Below are 20,452 nucleotides of genomic sequence, written 5' to 3'. Positions count from 1 at the left end.
GTTATTTCACCTGTGCAATAAATTGCTGATAGCTTTCTGGCTTGAAGCCAAGCAAGGATTCGCCGCTGGCGGCCAATAAAAATGGGCGCTTAATCATGGCGGGATGCTCCAGCATCAAGGCTTTGGCGGCATCCTGATTGTCACAGGCGGCGCGGGTGGCTTCATCCAGCTTGCGCCAGGTGGTTCCCTTGGTATTGAGCAGCGCTTCCCAACTCTGTTTGTCAATCAACTGCTGTAACAGCTCGGCATCAAGCCCGTCTACGCGATAATCATGAAAGCGATAATCGCTGCCGTTATCTTCTAACCAGCGACGCGCTTTTTTAACGGTGTCGCAATTTTTAATACCGTAGAGGATGAAAGGAGTCTTTGAGGATGTTTCTGCCATGGGAAAACGTTACCTGTTATTAGCTGAAAGTGCCTGTCAACCAGCCTCGGGCTGATGTAATAAGATGAGGCACATAATGCGTGAAAATCCCTTAGGGGTCTACCTGAGGCACGGACTGAAAGATTAAATTCAAAGAGTGTAAGAATTATTAAAAATATTAATGAATATTTACAGTGACTATTATTCGATACGATCCAAGTCATCACTATAAAAGGTGATGGCTTTCTTATAGCGAATAATCTCTTCGCTGGAATTACTGCTGATCAGCAGCATTAATAATTGCGCCACGGCCTCTTTGGCATGGCCGAGATTATATAAGGTCATGGCGCGGAACATCCTGATTTCGCTGGCGTTCGGAAACTTCTTCAGCCCGATGTCAAAGGTTTCCAGAGACTCGTGATAGCGGCCCAAAGCGCGGTAAGTGCTGCCTAAACCGAGATAAGCGTCGCGTAAATCCTGACCACTCAACTGGTGGTTTATGGCGGCCTGATAAAACGGAATGGCCTGCTGCTCGAGTCCAAGACAGTCATAAAGCGACGCCACGGTATAAAGCAGTTGCGGGTTTTGTGGCAAAGAGGCGAGCAACCCCAGTGCGTTTTGCAGTGCATCTTCATAGCGCCCCTGAGCGCTTAAATCTTCAATAGTCTGCAGCATTACTCTGACCTTATGGGTTCTTTTTGTTGGATATTGAACAGTTGCGACATGCTTGTCAGCGACTTAAGCCAAATAAAATAACCTTTCGGCACGCGAAGGGCAAATAACTGAGGGATTTTTAGCCATATTGCTATGCGTATGATTAGTTTGATTACCGGTTTTACTACTGTGATCCTGATTAAAATATCGTTAATTAGAATTTGTGAGGTTAATTTTTCGCCGTATAATCCCTTTCGTCAATTCAAGGGGAGTACCATGGTCGAGCAAGAGTTAGTTAACTGGAAAGACTTTATCGACGCCATGCTGCGCGGTTAATCGCCAGTCTGAGATAAGATAAAGTAAAAAATAAGAGTGTATGAAGTCCTTCTTAACGTTTTAAATGCTTTAAATTAAAAGCACCAACGGGACCAGAATTAGTACCTAATTAGAAAACGTCTATTAGAGTACTCTAAATAAAAAGGCGCTAATTTGATTAGCGCCTTTTTCTATGGGGTATTTTCACCGTGGTTATTTATGCGGATCGCCATGCGGGCCGGAATGAGGCTCTGGCGCGGCTTCAACAATATCGCCAATCAGCGGCGCGACGGTTGGCTTCGCCGGGAAGCGGCGGCGCACTAGCATAAAGAACAGAGGCACGAAGAAGATAGCCAGCACGGTGGCTGAAATCATCCCGCCAATTACGCCGGTGCCCACCGCGTGCTGGCTGGCAGAGCCTGCGCCTTGGCTGGTCGCCATTGGCAGCACGCCGAAGACGAAGGCCAGCGAGGTCATCAGAATCGGGCGCAAACGCATGCGGGAGGCTTCAAGCGTCGCTTCCAACAGCGCCTTGCCTTTGAGGTTCAGGTCGTTGGCAAATTCGACAATCAGAATGGCGTTCTTCGCCGAAAGCCCGATGATGGTCAACATCCCCACCTGGAAATAGACGTCGTTTTCCAACCCGCGTAGCCAGGTGGCAATCACCGCACCAATTACGCCCAGTGGCACAACCAGCATCACCGAGAACGGAATGGACCAGCTTTCATACAGCGCCGCCAGGCACAGGAAGACTACCAATAGTGAAATGGCATACAGCGCCGGGGCCTGTGCCCCTGACAGACGCTCCTGATAAGAAAGACCGGTCCACTCAAGGCCAAAGCCGCTTGGCAGTTTGGCGACCAGTTTCTCCATGGTGTCCATAGCCGCGCCGCTGCTGACGCCCTGCGCCGCTTCACCCACAATTTCTACTGCGGAATAGCCGTTATAGCGTTCGAGACGCGGCGAGCCGGTTTCCCAATGGGAAGTGGCAAAGGCGGAGAACGGCACCATGCCGCCGCTGCTGTTGCGCACATACCATTTATTCACGTCGTCCGGCAGCATGCGGTAAGGCGCGTCGGCCTGCACGTATACCTTCTTCACGCGGCCGCGATCGACGAAGTCATTGACGTAGGTCGAGCCCCACGCGGTACTCAGCGTGCTGTTGATATCAGCAATCGCCACGCCCAGCGCCTGCGCTTTGGCTTGGTCAATTTCGATTTGTAGCTGTGGACTGTCATCCAAACCGTTGTGACGCACGCGGCTCAGACTTGGGTCTTTGCTGGTCATATCCAATAGCTGGTCGCGCGCATTCATTAATGCGTCGTGGCCTAAGCCGGCGTGATCCTGCAATTCCATATCGAAGCCTGCCGAGGTGCCTAAGCCGTTGATTGACGGCGGGGCGCTGGCAATAACGCGGGCTTCTTTAATGTGTCGGAACTCTTTGGTGGCGCGCTCGATGATGTCCTGCGCCGAGTTGCCACTGGCAGTTCGGTCATCCCAGTCTGTTAAACGCACGAACATACGGGCGACGTTCTGCCCGTTACCGCCGGGGCCTGCGCCCAAGGTTGCGAACACCGACACCACGTCTTTAGTCTCTTTGGTCAGCAGGTAGTGCTCAATTTTCTCCACCACTTTCTGCGTCTGTTGCAGGGTCGAACCGGGCGGCAGCTGGACCTGAATGGTGAATACCCCTTGGTCTTCCTGCGGCAGGAAGGAGGTTGGCAATTTGACGAACAGGAACGCCAGCAGGCCGACAATCAGCAGGTAGCCCAGCATGAAGCGCACGCTGTGTTTCAGTACGCTGCCGACGCCATTTTCATAGCGATTGGCGTTGCGATCGAACATCCGGTTGAACCAGCCGAAGAAGCCGGTTTTGCCATGATGATGCCCTTTGGCAATAGGTTTCAGGATGGTAGAACACAGGGCAGGGGTGAGGGTCAGCGCAACAAACACCGACAGCACCATGGCGGCGACAATGGTGATGGAAAACTGGCGGTAAATCGCGCCGGTGGTGCCGCCAAAGAAGGCCATCGGGATAAACACCGCTGACAGCACCATGGTGATACCGACCAGCGCACTTTGAATCTGCCCCATGGATTTTCGCGTGGCTTCTCTGGGGCTTAGCCCCTCCTCGCTCATCACGCGCTCGACGTTTTCCACCACCACGATGGCGTCATCCACCAATAGGCCGATGGCCAGCACCATGGCGAACATGGTGAGGGTGTTGATGGTGTATCCAAACTGATGCAGCACAACGAAGGTGCCTAGCAGTACCACCGGCACGGCGATGGTTGGGATAAGCGTAGCGCGGAAGTTCTGCAAAAACAGATACATGACTAAGAATACCAGCACGATCGCTTCGAACAGCGTTTTCACCACGTCGGTGATCGCGGCTTTAACGAACGGCGTGGTTTCATAGGCGATGCGGGTTTCGAGGCCGTGCGGGAAGTACTTTTCCAGCTCAGTAAGGCGGGCGCGAACCAGCGTGTCGGTTTGCAGTTCGTTGGCACCGGAGGCCAGCTGAACACCCATACCGGAAGCCGCCTGACCGTTATAGCGGCTCAGAATGCTGTAATCTTCCGCGCCTAAACCGATGGTGGAAACATCGCCGAGCTTCACCTGCGAGCCGTCTGCATTGACTCGCAGCGTGATGTCGCGGAACTGCTGCGGCGTTTGCAGCTGTGACTGGGCGTTGACCGTGGCGTTCAGCGCCTGGAAATCAACCGACGGCGCGCCGCCGAGCTGGCCTACCGCCACTTGGCTGTTCTGCGCTTTGATCGCATTCACCACGTCGGTGGTGGTCAGTGAATAGTTATTGAGTTTATTCGGGTTGAGCCAGATACGCATGGCGTACTGTGAACCGTAGGCGGTGATGCTGCCCACGCCATCAATACGGCTCAGCGGGTCCTGAATGTTGGACGCCACGTAGTCGGCGATATCCTGTTTATCCATGCTGCCGTCGGTGGAGACGAAAGCCACGGTCATCAGGTTGGTATCACCGGTTTTGGAGACGGTAACCCCTTGCGTTTGCACATCCTGTGGCAAGCGCTTCAGGGCCTGTTGCAGCTGGTTTTGCACCTGCTGCAAAGCCTCGTTGGGGTCCGTACCGGCAACAAAGCTGAGGGTGATTTGCGATCTACCGTTGCTGCTGCTTTGCGACGACATGTACATCAGGTTGTCCAACCCGGTCATGTTCTGCTCGATAATCTGCGTAACGGTATTTTCTAATGTTTGTGCTGACGCGCCCGGATAGGTCGCGGTAATACGCACATTTGGCGGTGCTAAGTCTGGATATTGCTCAATGGGTAAAGAGTGAATGGCCAGTGCGCCGGATAAAGAGATAATGATCGCTAAAACCCAAGCAAAAATTGGGCGATCGATAAAAAAGTTGGCCATGCGTCAAAAACCTCATTATCACCAGAACAGCGTGAAGAACATCAGCAAATAAACAGAATGTCGGTCACCTGGGGTGAAGTTATATTCTGACAAATAGTGCAGCGCTAAAGATCCCAGCGCGTCGATGCTGTGCATCGAAATTATTATCCATTCCCAATAAGGATGCCGCAATGCGACGTGTAAGCACTTTACCCGCAACTCGCTAAGAAAACGTGGAGAAATAAAGGAGATAATGTAAAAAATAATAGCCCTGACACATTATCAAACCGGTAATTTTCCTACGTTCAGACTACTATTTGATGACAGAAACAAGATGTGCACTATTTGCGATTCGGACGAATGCGCGCTGGAGATAGTCAGAATAAAGTGCCGTTAAACGTCAATGCAAACAAAAAACGAAGCAGATCAGGAGTTATTCATGGAATTGAATTCAGTCTTTGCTCGCCGATTATATCTCTGTTGGTTGTTGAAAAATGAACCACGCCTAAACGTACCCAAATTAATGGCGCATACCGGCTGGCCGCGCCGGACATTACAGGATGTTTTGAAAGCACTGCCGGGCATGGGCATCGAACTCGAATTTGTACAGCAGGGGATCAGAAATAACGACGGCTATTACCAGATAAAAGAGTGGGGGCCGATTGATGCCGCGTGGATTGACCGTCACCCGGATCTGCTGCTCGAAGCCATCGCCAGAGGATAAACGCCAGTGCGCGGCATATATTTCCTTTGTCATCCCCTCCCTAAGACGCCTATGATGGCTGGCTTCTCTCACTGACTTTTATTGGGCGGGGACGCGGTATGTCATCAAAGATTGAAAATGTGCAAAAGCAGTTACTTTCTGATAACTGGTACGTTTTACACAAATACACCTACGACCTCATTAAGAACAACGGTGAGCGCCAACCTCAGGTTCGTGAAGTTTATGACCGGGGCAACGGGGCCACCATTCTGCTCTACAATCGCCACAAAAAAACCGTCCTGCTAATTAACCAATTTCGCATGCCGACTTACGTCAATGGCAATGCCACGGGCATGTTGCTGGAAACCTGCGCAGGCCTGCTGGACGACGACTCGCCGGAAGATTGCGTGCGCAAAGAGGCGATTGAAGAGACGGGCTATGTGGTGGGGCCGGTGCAAAAGCTGTTCGAAGCCTACATGTCGCCGGGCAGCGTGACGGAAGTCGTACACTTCTTTGCCGCCGAATATGATGACTCGCAGCGCGCCTATTCCGGCGGCGGCGTGGACGATGAAGATATTGAAGTGGTAGAGCTGCCCTTTACTCAGGCGCTGGAGATGATCAAAGACGGGCGCATCAAGGACGGCAAAACCATTATGCTGCTGCAATATGCCCAGACGCAGGGTTGGATGGCGTAATCTTATCCGCTGAATCACCACGCAAAAGGCTGAGAAAAGCCCTTTGCGTGGTCAGCGTGAGGTCTGAAAGTAGCAAAGCTACTGCGGCAAGTGCAGCTTCACGTTACCTGTATGGCCATCAATGGCGCTCCACGGCAATATCGACCAGTCTGGTCCTTCGCAAGAACGCATCACGCGGGCAAAGGATGGACCAAAATAGATCCCCTTAGCTGTCAAATACCACGCAGGGAAATGCCAAACCTGTGCATCCGAATAGTCGCAATCATCATCGCTATCCTCGGTGGGCTTAACCATCTCTGTGGGATGAGCAAGGGCCATCTCTTTGACCAACCAAGGTGCAAATTTTTTCTCGCGATAGGCCGAAAAGGTGTCGAAGTCCACGTCGCTGGCACCCGGCGCGGCGCGGTCTTCTGCTTCGCTATAGTGGAAAGGTTTACCTTCACCTACCCACAGCACGTCTTCCAACGTCAGCGGCTCGGCGGTTTTCGCATTGAGGTTAATAGGGGACTCGCCGAAATCAGGGTGCGCGCCGCCACAGTCATAGTTGGTGAACAGGCTAACGCTTACCACGTCTGCTGACATATAGGTCGGCGTCACCGTCTGGCTATAATCACCCTCGCCAAAGCGCGTGGCGCCCAGCATGCAGGCGTGCCAACTGATCACTTCTTGCCACAGGCGGGCGCGAAGCCGGGTATTGATGGCTTCCATCTGCTTTTGCGGGTAGCCAGAAACCACTTCGAACAGGCTGATATTTGACTGCGGCTCGCTCCACCACTGCAGGGTGAATCCCATGAAATCCTGCTGCTTGCCCTCCACCAGATTGATGCCAGAAAGGCGCAAATACTCATAAGGGTCACTGTGCAGCAGAGAACCCGGATAGCTGTCATCACTCTTATCTGGCAGGGCTGCGGGCTTGAAGCTTACAGGCAGCGATTTGCCTTTCGGATCGGTCCAGGTACCTTGCCAGTTGCCCTGTGGATCATGCTCCAGAGTGAGGGAAGGGTGTGGAGTATCATCAAAATCGTCAGCGCCTTCAGTCAGGCTCAACTCATTATTTTTCAGCGTGCCGCTCAAAGGCAGGTCCAGCCGATATTTCTGATAGAAATAGCGCCCGGTTACCTCTTGCGGCTTATTCAGGTCTAACTCGACGACTATGTTGGCCTTACCTAACGTGCCGGTGAATACTGAAAGAGGTTCTTCAGCAAAGGCCGACATCGAGAAAAGCGCCACCCAAACTATCCAAAACTTCATCCGTTTCTCCTGAAAAGACGATGATGCTTTTTGCATCTTTTTTATCTATTTTTCGGCCCCAGACAACCGCGCTACAGAATATCAGTCTGATGAGACAGTGAAAGTTTTGTCGCAAAATTAATTTTAATGGCTCGGCATCCTCTTAAGCTATTATCAGGTCGATGAATTCAAAAAAGAGCAGAAAGTGATGAACGCCAACTGGATAACCGCTCCCCTTTTTGTGCTGGCAGGCCTCTTCGCCTCTGGTGCTTTTGCCGATCCTCTACAAACTATCTACAACGACTGGCAGCTCAGTTGCGACAACCTCAACCACTGTTCCGCCAGAAATTCGCAGGACGGGCAGGAACTGATTCTCAATATTTCTCGCGATGCCGGGCCAGAAGGGCGGGCCGCGATTAAAATTGATTACCAGCGCAGTGGCGATGATTTAGGCAGCGAGCAGCCTATCGCCAATCGTTTACAGCTTGATGGCAGAACTTTACCCTTTAATCACCGCGAATGGGATGTCAGTAAAAACAGCCTGACGACCAGCAATCGTCTGGTGGTAAATGAGTTTATCGCCGCGATCCGCGAAGGCAATACCATTCAGTTAACCGGCAAGCTGGATCCACAGCAGGCCGTTAAACCTGCTATCTCTTTGAAAGGCTTGAAGGCCGCGCTGCTGGCAATTGACGCCCAGCAGGGACGCGTCGGCACGAAAACGGCCTGGGCAAACCGAGGTAATAAACCAGCCAACACGGTTCCGCCAGCACCAGCGGCCCCTTTGCAGCCGCGCTTTAGTGAACCTCATCCTTTAACTGACACCGAAATCTCGGCCATTACCCAGAATGCCGCCGCCACTATTGATAACAACGATTGCAGCCTTGAGCCGTCCGAGCGGGAAGTCCACCTTTTTGCCTTGAGTAATGATAAGGCGCTGATGACGGTCAACTGCGATATGGGGGCCTATAACCTGTTTGTCCTTGGTTTTAGCGTGTCGCGTCAGGCTCCTTATAAAACGGAAGATTTGGCTCTCAATATGCCGTTCAAACTGGGGGATGAAGAGGAGTCGCCGGAGCTTATCAACGCCGACTTTGACCCCAAAACCGGCGAGCTGTCTACCTTTGACAAAGGCCGAGGGATTGGTGATTGCGGCGTGGCTTCTCGCTGGGTTTTCGACGGTAAAGCTTTCCAGCTGACCTCGTTCTCCTCCGAGCCAAGCTGTGATGGTTACAGCAGTGGCGGCGAGTGGCCGGTATTGTGGGTGACGCAAAAACGCTGACTGCCAACGGGTTAACGTTTCTCCGCAGACAAAAAAGGCATCCCTCGGGATGCCTTTTGCTTTTGGCTGTTTAGCTCATTACTTGAGTAATGACTGAGCCTGAGCCACCACGTTATCCACGGTAAAGCCGAACTCTTTGAACAGCAGGTCAGCCGGAGCAGACTCGCCGAAGCTGTGCATGCCCACTACCGCGCCGTTTAGCCCGACGTATTTGTACCAGTAGTCGGCAATCCCAGCTTCTATCGCGACGCGCGCGGTGACGGCTTTTGGCAGCACGGATTCACGGTAAGCCGCGTCCTGTTTGTCGAAGGCGTCGGTCGATGGCATAGAAACCACGCGTACTTTAGTGCCAGATGCTGCCAGCTTATCAGCCGCTTCCACGGTGATGCCCACTTCTGAACCCGTGGCGATCAGGATAATGTCCGGCGTACCTTCACTGTCTTTCAGCACATAGCCACCACGAGCAATATTGGCGACTTGCTCCTTGGTACGCGGCTGCTGGGTCAGGTTTTGGCGAGAGAAAATCAGCGCCGCCGGGCCATCGTTGCGCTCAATGGCATATTTCCAGGCTACGGCAGACTCCACCTGATCCGCCGGACGCCAGGTGCTCATGTTTGGCGTAACGCGCAGGCTGGCCATTTGCTCGACCGGCTGGTGGGTTGGGCCATCTTCGCCCAGACCGATGGAGTCATGGGTATAGACGAAGATATTGCGGATCTTCATCAATGCCGCCATACGCACCGCGTTACGGGCGTATTCAACGAACATCAGGAAGGTGGCAGAGTACGGCAGGAAGCCACCGTGCAGCGCGATACCGTTACTGATGGCGGTCATACCGAATTCGCGCACGCCGTAGTGAATGTAATTACCGGCAAGGTCATCGCCCAGCGATTTCGAGCCAGACCACATGGTCAGGTTGCTTGGCGCGAGGTCAGCGGAGCCGCCGAGGAACTCTGGCAGCACTTTGCCGAAAGCTTCCAGCGTGTTCTGTGAGGCCTTACGGCTGGCGATGTTGGCAGGTTTGGCCTGCAACTCTTCGATAAATTTCTGCGACTCAGTGGCCCAATTGGCTGGCAGTTCGCCTTGCACGCGGCGTTTAAACTCTTTTGCCAATTCAGGATGCGCTTGGGCGTAGGCGTCAAACTTGGCGTTCCACGCGGCTTCTTTGGCTTTACCGGCTTCTTTCGCGTCCCAACCGGCATAAATATCCTGTGGGATCTCAAACGGCGCGTGGGTCCAGCCGATGTTTTTACGTGTTGCCGCCACTTCATCGTTACCCAGAGCCGCGCCGTGCGCCTCGTGAGTCCCGGCTTTGTTCGGCGAGCCGAAGGCAATCACGGTTTTACACAGCAGCAGTGAGGGCTTGTCGGTGACTTTGTGAGCTTCATCAATGGCTTTCTTGATGGCTTCGGAGTCATGGCCGTCAACACCGCGGATCACGTGCCAGCCGTAGGCTTCAAAACGCTTAGCGGTGTCATCGGTAAACCAGCCTTCGACGTGACCGTCAATGGAAATGCCGTTGTCATCATAAAACGCGGTTAGTTTGCCGAGCTTCATGGTACCGGCCAGTGATGAGGCTTCGTGCGAGATACCTTCCATCATGCAGCCGTCGCCCAAGAAGGCGTAGGTGTGGTGGTCAACGATGTCGTGACCCGGCTTGTTGAACTGCGCCGCCAACGTGCGCTCGGCAATCGCAAAACCTACGGCGTTGGCAATGCCCTGACCCAGCGGGCCGGTGGTGGTTTCCACGCCCGGCGTGTAGCCATATTCTGGGTGGCCCGGCGTTTTGGAGTGCAGTTGGCGGAAGTCAGCCAATTCGCTGATTGGCAGGTCGTAGCCAGTAAGATGCAGCAGGCTGTAAATCAGCATTGAGCCGTGGCCGTTAGACAGTACAAAACGGTCGCGATCGGCCCAGTTTGGGTTGGTCGGGTTATGATTCATATAGTCACGCCATAGGACTTCGGCAATATCTGCCATGCCCATCGGGGCGCCCGGGTGACCAGAATTGGCTTTCTGTACGGCGTCCATACTCAATGCGCGGATAGCGTTCGCAAGCTCTTTACGAGAAGGCATTATTCGACTCCAGTTAATTAAAGTTCAGCGGCCAGCATGTCTTCCAGCTTCTGCTGGTCAACGGCGAAAGTACGGATACCTTCGGACAGTTTTTCAACCGCCATTGGATCCTGATTGTGCAACCAGCGGAACTCGCTCTCAGTCAGTGGCTCAGGCTGAGGGGAACCTTTCGTTGAAGGTTCAAGTTTGCGTTCTACCGGCGCGGTGCTGGCTTTCAGCTCTTCTAACAAATTCGGGGAGATAGTCAGGCGGTCACAACCGGCCAGGGCCAGAATTTGTTCCACTTTGCGGAAGCTGGCCCCCATGATCACGGTCTGATATTTATGGGATTTGTAGTATTCGTAGATATCACGGACGGATTTCACACCCGGATCTTTTTCGACATCATAGGTCGCATTTGGCTCTTTGGCTTTATACCAATCATAGATACGGCCGACGAATGGGGAGATCAGGTATACGCCAGCTTCGGCACAAGCGCGGGCCTGAGCGAAGGAGAACAACAGAGTCAGGTTACAGTTGATACCTTCGCGTTCTAACTCTTCGGCGGCTTTGATGCCTTCCCAGGTTGACGCCAGCTTTATGAGAATGCGTGATTTATCAACGCCTTTCTCTTCATACATCGCAATCAGCTTACGCGCTTTGGCCAGACACTGTTCACGGTCGAAAGAGAGGCGAGCATCGACCTCTGTCGAAATGCGACCCGGTACGCTTTTCAGGATTTCTAACCCGATGTTAACGGCGAGCCTGTCGCTGGCATTGACGATTTGAGTCTCTTTGCTGCCACCTTTTTTGCGAGCGTAATCCAGCGCGTCTTTGATAAGCCCTTGATACTGCGGTAAATCGGCGGCTTTGAGGATTAAGGATGGGTTGGTGGTGGCATCCTGCGGTTCGAAATGACGGATAGATTCAATGTCGCCACTGTCGGCGACCACCGTGGTCAATTTTTTCAGTGCGTCTAACTGGTTCATCTCTACTCCTTTAAATGCTTTTCGTCTTGCAAGCATTGTTATCAAAAATCTTGCGCGCCGTTGCGCAACTCGTGGCGCAACTTTTTACGTGGGGCTCATACCCTGCATCAATTTGTTAACAATTTGAATGTGCTTTTTCTGATTGTTGTGATGGGCCAGAGCAATGGAAAACACAAAAGCTAACGCAAGGCTGAACGTTCAACCTGAGTTGCGCAAGGGGGAACTTTAAGCGTAGTTCATTTTTGCGAGATGTCTTCCGTGAACGAAAAGTAAGCGATGTAACGGCTCGATTTTGGTCGTGCTTCATAGTTTGTCGTGGCAAGTTACCTATACTAGATTTCGTGAAAGGCCGAACTCAAAGCCTTCCAGACCTCTACAGATGACCCTACAAAAACGACGAATAACTACCTCACCTACAACAAGAAAAGAGGCCCCGACGATGGATGAACAGCTGAAACAAAGTGCGCTCGATTTTCATGAGTTTCCTGTACCGGGAAAGATTCAGGTTTCTCCGACCAAACCCCTCGCCACTCAGCGTGATTTAGCGCTGGCTTACTCTCCGGGCGTGGCGGCTCCTTGCCTTGAAATTCAAAAAGACCCGCTGGCAGCCTACAAATACACCGCCAGAGGCAATTTGGTTGCCGTGATTTCAAACGGCACGGCGGTGCTTGGGTTGGGTAACATCGGGGCACTGGCGGGCAAACCGGTGATGGAAGGTAAAGGCGTATTGTTTAAGAAATTCGCCGGCATTGATGTGTTTGATATCGAAGTCGACGAGTTAGATCCGGACAAACTGATAGACGTGATCGCCGCCCTGGAGCCGACCTTTGGCGGCATCAATCTGGAAGATATCAAAGCGCCGGAATGCTTTTACATTGAGCAAAAGCTGCGTGAACGCATGAAAATTCCTGTGTTCCATGATGACCAGCACGGCACCGCCATTATCTGTACCGCCGCCGTGCTCAACGGTCTGCGAGTAGTGGGTAAAAACATTTCTGATGTCCGTCTGGTGGTATCAGGGGCCGGTGCCTCAGCTATTGCCTGCCTGAACCTGTTGGTCGCACTGGGCCTGAAGCGCCATAACATCACCGCCTGTGATTCGCGCGGGGTTATCTACAAAGGCCGCGAAGAGAACATGGCGGAAACCAAAGCCGCCTATGCGATAGATGACAACGGGCAGCGCACGCTGGCCGATGCTATCCCTAATGCAGACATTTTCCTCGGTTGTTCTGGCCCCGGCGTGTTGACACAGGATATGGTCAAAACTATGGGTAAAGATCCGCTGATTTTAGCTTTGGCGAATCCCGAGCCGGAGATCCTGCCGCCGCTGGCCAAGGCCGTGCGCCCTGATGCCATTATCTGTACCGGTCGCTCTGATTTCCCTAATCAGGTCAATAACGTGCTGTGCTTCCCGTTTATCTTCCGTGGCGCGCTGGACGTCGGCGCAACCACCATAAATGAAGAGATGAAACTGGCCTGTGTCCATGCCATTGCCGATCTGGCGATGGCCGAGCAGAGCGACGTTGTGGCCTCGGCCTACGGCGAAGAAGAGCTCTCTTTTGGCCCGGATTACATCATTCCTAAGCCCTTCGATCCGCGCCTGATTGTCAAAATCGCTCCCGCTGTGGCGAAAGCGGCAATGGAGTCCGGCGTGGCGACCCGGCCGATTGAGGATTTCGACGCCTATGTCGAGAAACTCTCTGAGTTCGTCTACAAAACCAACCTGTTTATGAAGCCGATTTTCTCCCAAGCCAAAACCGACGCTAAACGCGTGGTGATGGCAGAGGGGGAGGAGGAGCGCGTGCTGCATGCGACTCAAGAACTGGTAACGCTGGGGCTGGCGAAACCCATTCTGGTTGGCCGGCCAAGCGTCATCGACATGCGGCTTAAAAAGCTCGGATTGCAAATTGAGGCAGGCAAGGATTTCGATGTCGTAAACAATGAGTCCGACCCGCGTTTCAACGAATACTGGAGCGAGTACTACCAGTTGATGAAGCGTCGCGGTGTGTCTCAGGAGCAGGCGCGTCGCGAAGTGATCGGCAATCCAACCCTGATCGCCGCCATTATGCTGCTGCGCGGCGAAGCCGACGCGATGATTTGCGGCACCATTGGCACCTATCACGAGCATTATGACGTGGTGGAGAAGGTGTTTGGTTTCCGCGAAGGGGCGAGCGTAGCCGGGGCGATGAACGCGCTGCTGCTGCCGAGCGGCAACACCTTTATTGCCGACACCTATGTCAATGACGATCCAACCCCTGAGCAGCTTGCTGAAATCACCCTGATGGCGGCGGAAACCGTGCGGCGTTTTGGTATCGAACCTAAAGTCGCACTGCTTTCTCACTCAAGTTTCGGCACCTCGGATGGCGCGTCGGCGGTGAAGATGCGCAAAACGCTGGCGTTAATTAACCAGCGGGCGCCTGAGCTGGAAATTGATGGCGAAATGCATGGCGATGCTGCCTTGGTGGAGAGCATTCGTCAGGACATCATGCCGGACAGCCCGTTAAAAGGCGCGGCGAATATCCTCATTATGCCCAACATGGAAGCAGCGCGTATCAGCTATAACTTGCTGCGCGTCTCTAGCTCGGAAGGTGTAACCGTGGGGCCGGTGCTAATGGGCGTTTCTAAGCCAGTGCATATTCTCACCCCGATTGCCTCGGTGCGGCGCATCGTCAATATGGTGGCTTTAGCCGTAGTGGAGGCACAAACCGAGCCGCTGTGATGGGGCTGGGTAAGCTGAAAAGAGATAAAAGAAGAGGGGAGACGAGGCGCTGAGTCAGCGCCTCTGTTTAACGCTTAGATTGTGCCAACGCTTAAAACTCAACTTCACCAATGCGCTCAAGGGCATCGACAATCAAGTCCCAGAAACGCTGGTTGTCCAATTTAACCGCCACCTGTGTATGGCAGTCAGGTGGGGGAGGAGAGCGGAAGTCAGCCACGGTCATGCCCAGCGTGAGAGTGCCGGTAAGCTCGATATCAACCGGCGCTTTGCGCACCGTCATCACTTTCGGGTCGATGACATAAGCCACGGCGCATGGATCATGAACCGGCGGCGCGTCGAAACCCTGACGGTCTTTGTAACTCTGGCTGAAGAAATCGAGCAGTTCGGTCACGAATTTGGCCGGGCGAGTGCCTACGGCAGCAATGCGGTTGTAAACCTCCGGGGTTGCCAGTGCCTGATGCGTGAGGTCTAGCCCGACCATGGTCAGTGGCCACTTTTCGTTAAAAACGATATGCGCGGCTTCGGGGTCGATTTTGATATTAAACTCCGCCACCGCGCTCCAGTTACCCTCGTGGTAACCGCCGCCCATCAGCACCACTTCTTTAACGCGCTCAGCAATGCGCGGCTCTTTGCGCACGGCTAAGGCGATATTGGTTAATCCGCCTGTTGGTACCAAAGTAATGGTTTTTGGCGGATGGGACATGACAAGGTCGATGATCAGATCAATGGCGTGGATCGGCTCAATCTTAATGGCGGGTTCTGGCAGCACAGGGCCATCAAGTCCAGAGTCACCGTGGATTTCCTCTGCCACCTCAACCTGACGCACCAGTGGGCGAGTGGCCCCTGCGGCGAAGGGGACGCCGGTGATGTTCGCCACCCGAGCTACCGCCAACGCGTTACGAGTGACTTTCTCCAGCGTCTGGTTGCCGACGACGGTGGTGACGGCGAGCAGTTCAATCTCAGGGTTGCCGTGTGCTAAAAGCATGGCGATTGCATCGTCATGCCCCGGGTCGCAATCAAGAATGATTTTTTTAGCCATTATTATCTTCTCTTTGTAGGGGGGCCTTCATACAGGTAAGTGGATAAAAATTAAGACATTGTTTTTATTATGGCCGGATTATTTTTTGGCTTGTTGCAGCCACTTATCCAGCTCATTGGCGAACTGTTGGCGGTCACGCTGGTTGAGTGCCGGTGGCCCGCCGGTCTGCACGCCGCTGGCGCGCATGGTGTCCATGAAATCGCGCATGTTCAAACGCTCTTTGATGGTTTCAGTGGTGTAGCGCTCGCCGCGCGGGTTAAGCGCCACGCCGCCTTTTTCGATTACTTCGGCAGCCAGCGGGATATCAGCCGTGATGACCAAATCCCCCGGCTCGGTGCGTTTGACGATTTCGTTATCCGCCACGTCGAAGCCCGCCTCAACGCGCAGGGTGCGGATAAACTTCGACGGCGGGGTGCGGATAATCTGGTTGGCGACCAGCGTCACCATCATGCCGGTACGTTCGGCAGCGCGAAACAGCACCTCTTTGATGACGTTCGGGCAGGCGTCGGCATCGACCCAAATTTGCATTAATTGGACTCCTTGTCGGCCAGCCAGTCGCGAACCGGCAGGAAGTCGCGGTACAGCGCGGCTTCCGGGCTGTCGGTTTCTGGCTGGAAGTTATATTCCCAACGCACCAGAGGGGGCATAGACATCAAGATAGATTCCGTTCTGCCGCCGGTTTGCAGGCCGAATAGCGTGCCGCGATCCCAAACCAGATTGAATTCGACGTAGCGGCCACGGCGGTAGAGCTGGAACTGGCGCTCGCGCTCGCCCCACGCCATGGATTTGCGCTTCTCAACGATAGGCAGATAGGCCTCGGTAAAGCCATTCCCCACCGCCTGCATGAAGGCAAAGCAGTGGTTGAAATCAGGGGTGTTCAAGTCATCGAAGAACAGGCCGCCGATACCTCGGGCCTCCTTGCGGTGCTTGATAAAGAAGTAGTCGTCACACCACTTTTTATATTTCGGATAGACGTCGCTGCCGAAGGGCTGGCAAAGCTGCTGCGCGGTTAAATGCCAATGACGAGCATCTTCTTCAAAACCGTAGAAAGGCGTCAGGTCGAAGCCGCCGCCAAACCACCAAACCGGTGCTTCACCCGGCTTTTCCGCGATAAAGAAACGCACGTTGGCATGGCTGGTAGGAATGTAAGGGCTGAGTGGGTGGATCACTAAAGAGACGCCCATGGCCTGAAAGCTGCGCCCTGCTAACTCGGGTCGATGCGCCGTGGCTGAGGCCGGTAAGGTGGCGCCATGCACGTGGGAGAAGTTGACGCCCGCTTGTTCAAAAACCGCGCCTTGGGTTAATACGCGGCTGCGTCCGCCACCGCCTTCTTCGCGCACCCACTCATCTTCTGCAAACTGCGCCTTGCCATCGGCGGCGGCTAACTGTTGGCAGATAGTTTCCTGTAGGGAGAGCAGGAAGGCTTTTACTTGGGCGATGTCGGGGATCGGTTGACTCATGAGTTAACTCACAGACGTTGGCTTAAAAGACATTCAGCGCCCGAATAGGCGCTGAATCAAAAATGGGCCTCAGTATATACCCAAAATCGCCTGATATGCAGGAAGGCTGCAATAGGCAGAGCGCATTACTGGCGCGAAGCTTTAGCGCGGCTTGCGTTCAGTGGCGTCGAAATAGCTAAAGAAATTAACGATGCCCTGAGAAATCGCCTGAGCAATCTCTTTGCGGAAGACCGTCGTGCTGAGCAACTGCTCTTCGTGGTGATTGGTGATAAACGAGGTTTCCACCAGAATCGACGGAATTGATGGCGACTTCAGTACCGCAAAGGCCGCCTGCTCGGTCTGCTGGCTGTGCAGATGGTGAATAGGGCGAATTCTCTCCAGCACGTGGTGGCCGAGGGTCAGGCTGTTTTTGATGGTGTCGGTCTGCACTAAGTCGAATAACACTTGTTGCAGATAGTTGGTGTCTTCCTTCGCCACTTTGGCACCGGCTACTAAGTCGGCGTCATTCTCTTTTTTCGACATATAGCGCGCCATCGCGCTGCTGGCACCGCGATTGGACAAGGCAAACACCGAGGCTCCCGAGGCGCTAGGGCTGGTGTAGCCATCGGCGTGAATCGACACAAACAGGTCGGCCTGATGCTGGTGGGCGATTTCAACGCGCTGATAAAGCGGAATAAAGTGGTCGGAATCGCGGGTAAGCTTCACCTCGATGTTGCTATGGGAGCCAAGGATCTCGCGCACATAGTTGGCGATTTCCAGCACCACGTGTTTCTCTTCCGAGCCTTCATGGCCTACTGCGCCGGAGTCGATGCCGCCGTGGCCGGGATCAATCATCACCAGTTTTTTAGCATTCGCCGGTTTCGGGGCTGGTGCAGTTTTGGTGATATGCAGTTGTTGTTGCGCCGCAACGGCGGAGCGAGTGCCCAGTACGCCAAAAGCCAGCCCGAGGCCGGAGAGCAACAGTTGGCGGCGGGTTGCAGAAGCAGGTAAAGGTTGGAAATGGAGAAACTTATTTAAAGGGTTAAGCATGGCGCATACCGTCAACATCAAACAGAATGGTTATGTTATAGAGTATCCTTCCCGCGGGTTCGATCTGAGAACTATTACTTTTTATGAATTTTGTGTCGTAAATGAATAAATTAGAAGCGAATGTGAGTAACTGTCTATTTTGATATTGCGTATCAAGCAGATCACGCGATAATTAACCAATACCTATTAACTCTTTAACAAACAGCGGCGAACAGTGATGGACATTCGCATATACCGGCAAGATGATTTCGACGAAGTGCTGACCTTATGGGAGCGCTGCGATCTGCTGCGCCCGTGGAATGATCCTGAAATGGACATTGAGCGTAAACAGAACCACAGTCCTGAACTGTTTCTGGTCGCCGAAGTTGGCGGTGAAGTCGTGGGTTCCGTGATGGGCGGCTATGATGGTCATCGCGGGTCAGCATATTACCTTGGCGTGCATCCTGATTATCGCGGGCGAGGCATTGCTAATGCACTAATTAATCGTCTGGAAAAGAAGTTAATTGCCCGAGGCTGCCCGAAAATTAATTTAATGGTGCGTGCCGAAAATGACGCGGTAGTGAGCATGTATGAAAAGCTGGATTATGAAATTCAGGATGCGCTGACTCTCGGCAAACGGCTGATTGAAGACCAAGAATATTAAAGCTCACTGCTTATTGAGCCGATAAAAAGCCCCGATGCACTGCTCGGGGCTTTTTTATTTACAGGCAATAACTGCTGACAAGGGGCGGAAACTTACTTGATGATTTTGATCGATTTCACATCAATCTCAACTGAGTTCCAGTCTTTATCGACTTCACCTTCGATCCGCACTTTATCTTTTGGCGACACGTTCTGTCCCTGCCAGCGGTCGTGGTCGATATCCACATTAATGGTGCCGCTGTTATCGCGGAAAATATATTTGTCGCTGCCAACGCGCTGATCGATATAGCCTTCCAGCTGAACCCATTGGTCATCGTTCATGGTTTGCGCATCTTTCACCGTGCTGAGCGCGGTGGTGTTTCCCGTAAAACCACCTTTATTGCTCGGCTGGGTTTGGGCCTGTGGCGCGTTCGGGTCTTGGAAGCCACCAGTCTGCTGAGCCAACGCCGGAAGGGTGCAAAGTGCAATGAGGGTTGCCAGAGTGATCTTCTTCATCATAATAGGTCGTCCTTAATTAACTGGGTCTGGTGAGTGTAGCAATTCATCCTTTAATTGGATGTCTTGCCGCGTTGAGAAACATTAAAGCAGACTGTTCTTAACGGTTTCTTAAGCTGGGTTAGTTACTTTTCAGTCACGACAATTCGAAGGAAATATTTCTGAGGCTATGAACCCAGACGATTACAACAATCACGGCATGCTGCGTTTACCGCTGTGGTTTTGGACCATTTTGATTTTGCAGGCGCGCACGTGGTTGCTGTTTGTGATGGCAGGGGCGTCAAGCCAACAGGGCACGGATTTACTCAAGCTGTTCTATCCTGATACGCAAAGTTTTTGGCACGGAATGCTACTCGGCCTGCCTCCGGCGCTGGTCTTTATGCTCAGCGGGCGTCGCCATCTGTGGCCGCGATTGTGGCAAAGTGGCTACTGGCTGTTGCTGGCGGGAATGTTTATCACCTTTGTGCTGCAAGGGTTGGGGCTGTGGCAGGGGGCTGACACGCCGTCGCTGGTTGATTTGGCTCTCGCGCTGCTCGACGCCGCCGCGCTGGCCTATTGGCTATTGAGCCGCCGCCTGCGGGCCTGTTTTGACGCATCTCAGCAGGTAACATAAAGCTTGTTGCCTCGTGGCTGAACTTTTTGAGCCAATTAGCACTCGAACTGCCGCTGACCGATAAACTCCATTTTGTTATGAATGGGCTAGACGGAGTCCCGGCAGACTTAAATGGACATGAAAGGAGTGAACCGAATGACGACTATGTCGCACAGGGCAAAACAACAGCCAAGCGTGAAGCATCCGCTGAAGGCTCTCAGCCCACTTTTACTGGCATTACCCCTGTTATTAACAGGCTGTTCGACGGTTTCTAACATGTCCTGGTCGAGCATGAACCCGATGAACTGGTTTAGCAGCAGCCTGAAAGTCACCGATCAGGGCGTGGGCAAAGTCACCGCCAGCACTCCTCTGACCGAAGACGCGATTAAAGATGCCTTAGACGGCGACTATCGCCTGCGCAGCGGCATGTCGATGAATGACGGCAAAATGCTGGCGTTCTATCAGGCGATGGACGGCAAAGAGGTCAAAATTACCCTCAGCGGCGAGCCGAAGGGCCGCGTGCAGCGCATTGATGTCACTGACCCTAAAGTGGAAAGCGAGTGGGGCGTCAAAGTGGGAACGCCATTTAGCGACCTCTACACTAAAGCTTTCGAAAGCTGTGTGAAAGGCACCGGCGACGACGCGCAGAGCGTGGTGTGTAAAGCGCCGCAGAGCCAGCGCGTCAGCTACGTCTTTAGCGGTATATGGCACGGGCCGGAAGAGCTAATGCCGTCTGATGACGCGCTGAAAGACTGGAAAGTCAGCAAAATTGTTTGGCGAGCTAACTAAGCGCCATTCTCTCAACAAGTCTTTAAAA

General features: G+C 53.2%; 19 protein-coding genes. 8 read left to right on the top strand and 11 right to left on the bottom strand.

What is annotated here, in order from left to right; genetic code table 11:
* Position 1: 1 nt before the first annotated feature.
* Both ACT3RT_RS03890 and ACT3RT_RS03885 read right to left on the bottom strand, forming a co-directional pair.
* A complete protein-coding gene (locus ACT3RT_RS03890) occupies positions 2–385 on the bottom strand; it encodes an ArsC family reductase (protein ID WP_496202523.1) in 384 nt (127 codons plus the stop codon).
* 180 nt (positions 386–565) lie between these two features.
* The gene (locus tag ACT3RT_RS03885; RefSeq protein ID WP_496202522.1) at positions 566–1,039 is read right to left on the bottom strand and encodes a tetratricopeptide repeat protein; all 474 of its coding nucleotides are present in this window, start codon (positions 1,037–1,039) and stop codon (positions 566–568) included.
* A gap of 132 nt (positions 1,040–1,171) precedes the next feature.
* Between ACT3RT_RS03885 and ypfM the strand changes: the two genes are divergently transcribed.
* On the top strand, positions 1,172–1,354 hold the full coding sequence (ypfM, locus tag ACT3RT_RS03880; RefSeq protein ID WP_496202521.1) for a protein YpfM: 183 nt from the start codon (positions 1,172–1,174) through the stop codon (positions 1,352–1,354).
* A gap of 192 nt (positions 1,355–1,546) precedes the next feature.
* Here the strand turns inward: ypfM and acrD are convergent, their stop codons facing one another.
* Positions 1,547–4,729 carry a multidrug efflux RND transporter permease AcrD gene (gene acrD, locus ACT3RT_RS03875; RefSeq protein WP_496202520.1) on the bottom strand — a complete coding sequence of 1,061 codons (3,183 nt, stop codon included), beginning with the start codon at positions 4,727–4,729 and terminating at the stop codon, positions 1,547–1,549.
* Positions 4,730–5,147: 418 nt separating this feature from the next.
* Between acrD and ACT3RT_RS03870 the strand changes: the two genes are divergently transcribed.
* Positions 5,148–5,432: a winged helix-turn-helix domain-containing protein gene (locus tag ACT3RT_RS03870; RefSeq protein WP_353502888.1), complete on the top strand. Its 285-nt coding sequence runs from the start codon at positions 5,148–5,150 to the stop codon at positions 5,430–5,432.
* Between the two features lie 98 nt (positions 5,433–5,530).
* On the top strand, positions 5,531–6,106 hold the full coding sequence (gene nudK, locus ACT3RT_RS03865) for a GDP-mannose pyrophosphatase NudK (RefSeq protein ID WP_353502887.1): 576 nt from the start codon (positions 5,531–5,533) through the stop codon (positions 6,104–6,106).
* Positions 6,107–6,184: 78 nt separating this feature from the next.
* On the opposite strand, the gene ACT3RT_RS03860 is transcribed toward nudK, so the two are convergent.
* Positions 6,185–7,357 carry a hypothetical protein gene (locus tag ACT3RT_RS03860; RefSeq protein ID WP_353502886.1) on the bottom strand — a complete coding sequence of 391 codons (1,173 nt, stop codon included), beginning with the start codon at positions 7,355–7,357 and terminating at the stop codon, positions 6,185–6,187.
* A gap of 187 nt (positions 7,358–7,544) precedes the next feature.
* Here ACT3RT_RS03860 and ACT3RT_RS03855 point away from each other — a divergent pair, with 187 nt between their 5' ends.
* Positions 7,545–8,618 (top strand): DUF1176 domain-containing protein, encoded by a 1,074-nt coding sequence (locus ACT3RT_RS03855; protein WP_496202600.1) that lies wholly within the window; start codon positions 7,545–7,547, stop codon positions 8,616–8,618.
* 78 nt (positions 8,619–8,696) lie between these two features.
* On the opposite strand, the gene tkt is transcribed toward ACT3RT_RS03855, so the two are convergent.
* Positions 8,697–10,691: a transketolase gene (tkt, locus tag ACT3RT_RS03850; protein ID WP_496202519.1), complete on the bottom strand. Its 1,995-nt coding sequence runs from the start codon at positions 10,689–10,691 to the stop codon at positions 8,697–8,699.
* A 17-nt stretch (positions 10,692–10,708) separates the two neighbouring features.
* Positions 10,709–11,659 (bottom strand): transaldolase, encoded by a 951-nt coding sequence (gene tal, locus ACT3RT_RS03845; RefSeq protein WP_353502884.1) that lies wholly within the window; start codon positions 11,657–11,659, stop codon positions 10,709–10,711.
* A 439-nt stretch (positions 11,660–12,098) separates the two neighbouring features.
* On the opposite strand from tal, the gene maeB reads away from it, so the two are divergent.
* Positions 12,099–14,378, top strand: a complete 2,280-nt coding sequence (gene maeB, locus ACT3RT_RS03840) for an NADP-dependent oxaloacetate-decarboxylating malate dehydrogenase (RefSeq protein WP_485903751.1) — start codon at positions 12,099–12,101, stop codon at positions 14,376–14,378.
* Positions 14,379–14,469: 91 nt separating this feature from the next.
* On the opposite strand, the gene uriH is transcribed toward maeB, so the two are convergent.
* From uriH to amiA, 4 genes are all read right to left on the bottom strand, one after another.
* A complete protein-coding gene (gene uriH / locus ACT3RT_RS03835) occupies positions 14,470–15,417 on the bottom strand; it encodes a uridine-preferring nucleoside hydrolase UriH (RefSeq protein WP_353502882.1) in 948 nt (315 codons plus the stop codon).
* Between the two features lie 78 nt (positions 15,418–15,495).
* Positions 15,496–15,945 (bottom strand): YaiI/YqxD family protein, encoded by a 450-nt coding sequence (locus tag ACT3RT_RS03830; RefSeq protein WP_034792058.1) that lies wholly within the window; start codon positions 15,943–15,945, stop codon positions 15,496–15,498.
* Positions 15,945–16,877 carry an oxygen-dependent coproporphyrinogen oxidase gene (gene hemF, locus ACT3RT_RS03825; protein WP_496202518.1) on the bottom strand — a complete coding sequence of 311 codons (933 nt, stop codon included), beginning with the start codon at positions 16,875–16,877 and terminating at the stop codon, positions 15,945–15,947. The genes ACT3RT_RS03830 and hemF overlap by 1 nt, the downstream gene beginning before the upstream one ends.
* 141 nt (positions 16,878–17,018) lie before the next feature.
* On the bottom strand, positions 17,019–17,906 hold the full coding sequence (amiA, locus tag ACT3RT_RS03820; protein WP_496202517.1) for an N-acetylmuramoyl-L-alanine amidase AmiA: 888 nt from the start codon (positions 17,904–17,906) through the stop codon (positions 17,019–17,021).
* Between the two features lie 217 nt (positions 17,907–18,123).
* Here amiA and ACT3RT_RS03815 point away from each other — a divergent pair, with 217 nt between their 5' ends.
* Entirely contained in the window at positions 18,124–18,549 is a 426-nt protein-coding gene (locus tag ACT3RT_RS03815; RefSeq protein ID WP_034792052.1) for a GNAT family acetyltransferase, read from the top strand.
* A gap of 92 nt (positions 18,550–18,641) precedes the next feature.
* On the opposite strand, the gene ACT3RT_RS03810 is transcribed toward ACT3RT_RS03815, so the two are convergent.
* Positions 18,642–19,043 (bottom strand): YgiW/YdeI family stress tolerance OB fold protein, encoded by a 402-nt coding sequence (locus tag ACT3RT_RS03810; protein ID WP_353504006.1) that lies wholly within the window; start codon positions 19,041–19,043, stop codon positions 18,642–18,644.
* 169 nt (positions 19,044–19,212) lie between these two features.
* Between ACT3RT_RS03810 and ACT3RT_RS03805 the strand changes: the two genes are divergently transcribed.
* Positions 19,213–19,656, top strand: coding sequence for a DUF2919 domain-containing protein (locus ACT3RT_RS03805; RefSeq protein ID WP_353502878.1), 444 nt, complete (start codon positions 19,213–19,215; stop codon positions 19,654–19,656).
* A gap of 144 nt (positions 19,657–19,800) precedes the next feature.
* A complete protein-coding gene (locus ACT3RT_RS03800) occupies positions 19,801–20,424 on the top strand; it encodes an RpoE-regulated lipoprotein (protein WP_353504005.1) in 624 nt (207 codons plus the stop codon).
* Positions 20,425–20,452 lie beyond the last annotated feature (28 nt).

This window comes from Ewingella sp. AOP9-I1-14, from assembly GCF_052375995.1.
Taxonomy (GTDB): Bacteria; Pseudomonadota; Gammaproteobacteria; order Enterobacterales; family Enterobacteriaceae; genus Ewingella; species Ewingella allii.
The sequence above is the reverse complement of the archived record's forward strand: the minus strand, read 5'-3'. Positions and strand labels throughout refer to the sequence as shown.

Excerpts from the sequence above, each read along its gene's own strand:
- ACT3RT_RS03890 (WP_496202523.1), bottom strand. The coding sequence starts at position 385 with ATGGCAGAAACATCCTCAAAGACTCCTTTCATCCTCTACGGTATTAAA.
- ACT3RT_RS03885 (WP_496202522.1), bottom strand. The coding sequence starts at position 1,039 with ATGCTGCAGACTATTGAAGATTTAAGCGCTCAGGGGCGCTATGAAGAT.
- ypfM (WP_496202521.1), top strand. The coding sequence starts at position 1,172 with ATGCGTATGATTAGTTTGATTACCGGTTTTACTACTGTGATCCTGATT.
- acrD (WP_496202520.1), bottom strand. The coding sequence starts at position 4,729 with ATGGCCAACTTTTTTATCGATCGCCCAATTTTTGCTTGGGTTTTAGCG.
- ACT3RT_RS03870 (WP_353502888.1), top strand. The coding sequence starts at position 5,148 with ATGGAATTGAATTCAGTCTTTGCTCGCCGATTATATCTCTGTTGGTTG.
- nudK (WP_353502887.1), top strand. The coding sequence starts at position 5,531 with ATGTCATCAAAGATTGAAAATGTGCAAAAGCAGTTACTTTCTGATAAC.
- ACT3RT_RS03860 (WP_353502886.1), bottom strand. The coding sequence starts at position 7,357 with ATGAAGTTTTGGATAGTTTGGGTGGCGCTTTTCTCGATGTCGGCCTTT.
- ACT3RT_RS03855 (WP_496202600.1), top strand. The coding sequence starts at position 7,545 with ATGAACGCCAACTGGATAACCGCTCCCCTTTTTGTGCTGGCAGGCCTC.
- tkt (WP_496202519.1), bottom strand. The coding sequence starts at position 10,691 with ATGCCTTCTCGTAAAGAGCTTGCGAACGCTATCCGCGCATTGAGTATG.
- tal (WP_353502884.1), bottom strand. The coding sequence starts at position 11,659 with ATGAACCAGTTAGACGCACTGAAAAAATTGACCACGGTGGTCGCCGAC.
- maeB (WP_485903751.1), top strand. The coding sequence starts at position 12,099 with ATGGATGAACAGCTGAAACAAAGTGCGCTCGATTTTCATGAGTTTCCT.
- uriH (WP_353502882.1), bottom strand. The coding sequence starts at position 15,417 with ATGGCTAAAAAAATCATTCTTGATTGCGACCCGGGGCATGACGATGCA.
- ACT3RT_RS03830 (WP_034792058.1), bottom strand. The coding sequence starts at position 15,945 with ATGCAAATTTGGGTCGATGCCGACGCCTGCCCGAACGTCATCAAAGAG.
- hemF (WP_496202518.1), bottom strand. The coding sequence starts at position 16,877 with ATGAGTCAACCGATCCCCGACATCGCCCAAGTAAAAGCCTTCCTGCTC.
- amiA (WP_496202517.1), bottom strand. The coding sequence starts at position 17,906 with ATGCTTAACCCTTTAAATAAGTTTCTCCATTTCCAACCTTTACCTGCT.
- ACT3RT_RS03815 (WP_034792052.1), top strand. The coding sequence starts at position 18,124 with ATGGACATTCGCATATACCGGCAAGATGATTTCGACGAAGTGCTGACC.
- ACT3RT_RS03810 (WP_353504006.1), bottom strand. The coding sequence starts at position 19,043 with ATGAAGAAGATCACTCTGGCAACCCTCATTGCACTTTGCACCCTTCCG.
- ACT3RT_RS03805 (WP_353502878.1), top strand. The coding sequence starts at position 19,213 with ATGAACCCAGACGATTACAACAATCACGGCATGCTGCGTTTACCGCTG.
- ACT3RT_RS03800 (WP_353504005.1), top strand. The coding sequence starts at position 19,801 with ATGTCGCACAGGGCAAAACAACAGCCAAGCGTGAAGCATCCGCTGAAG.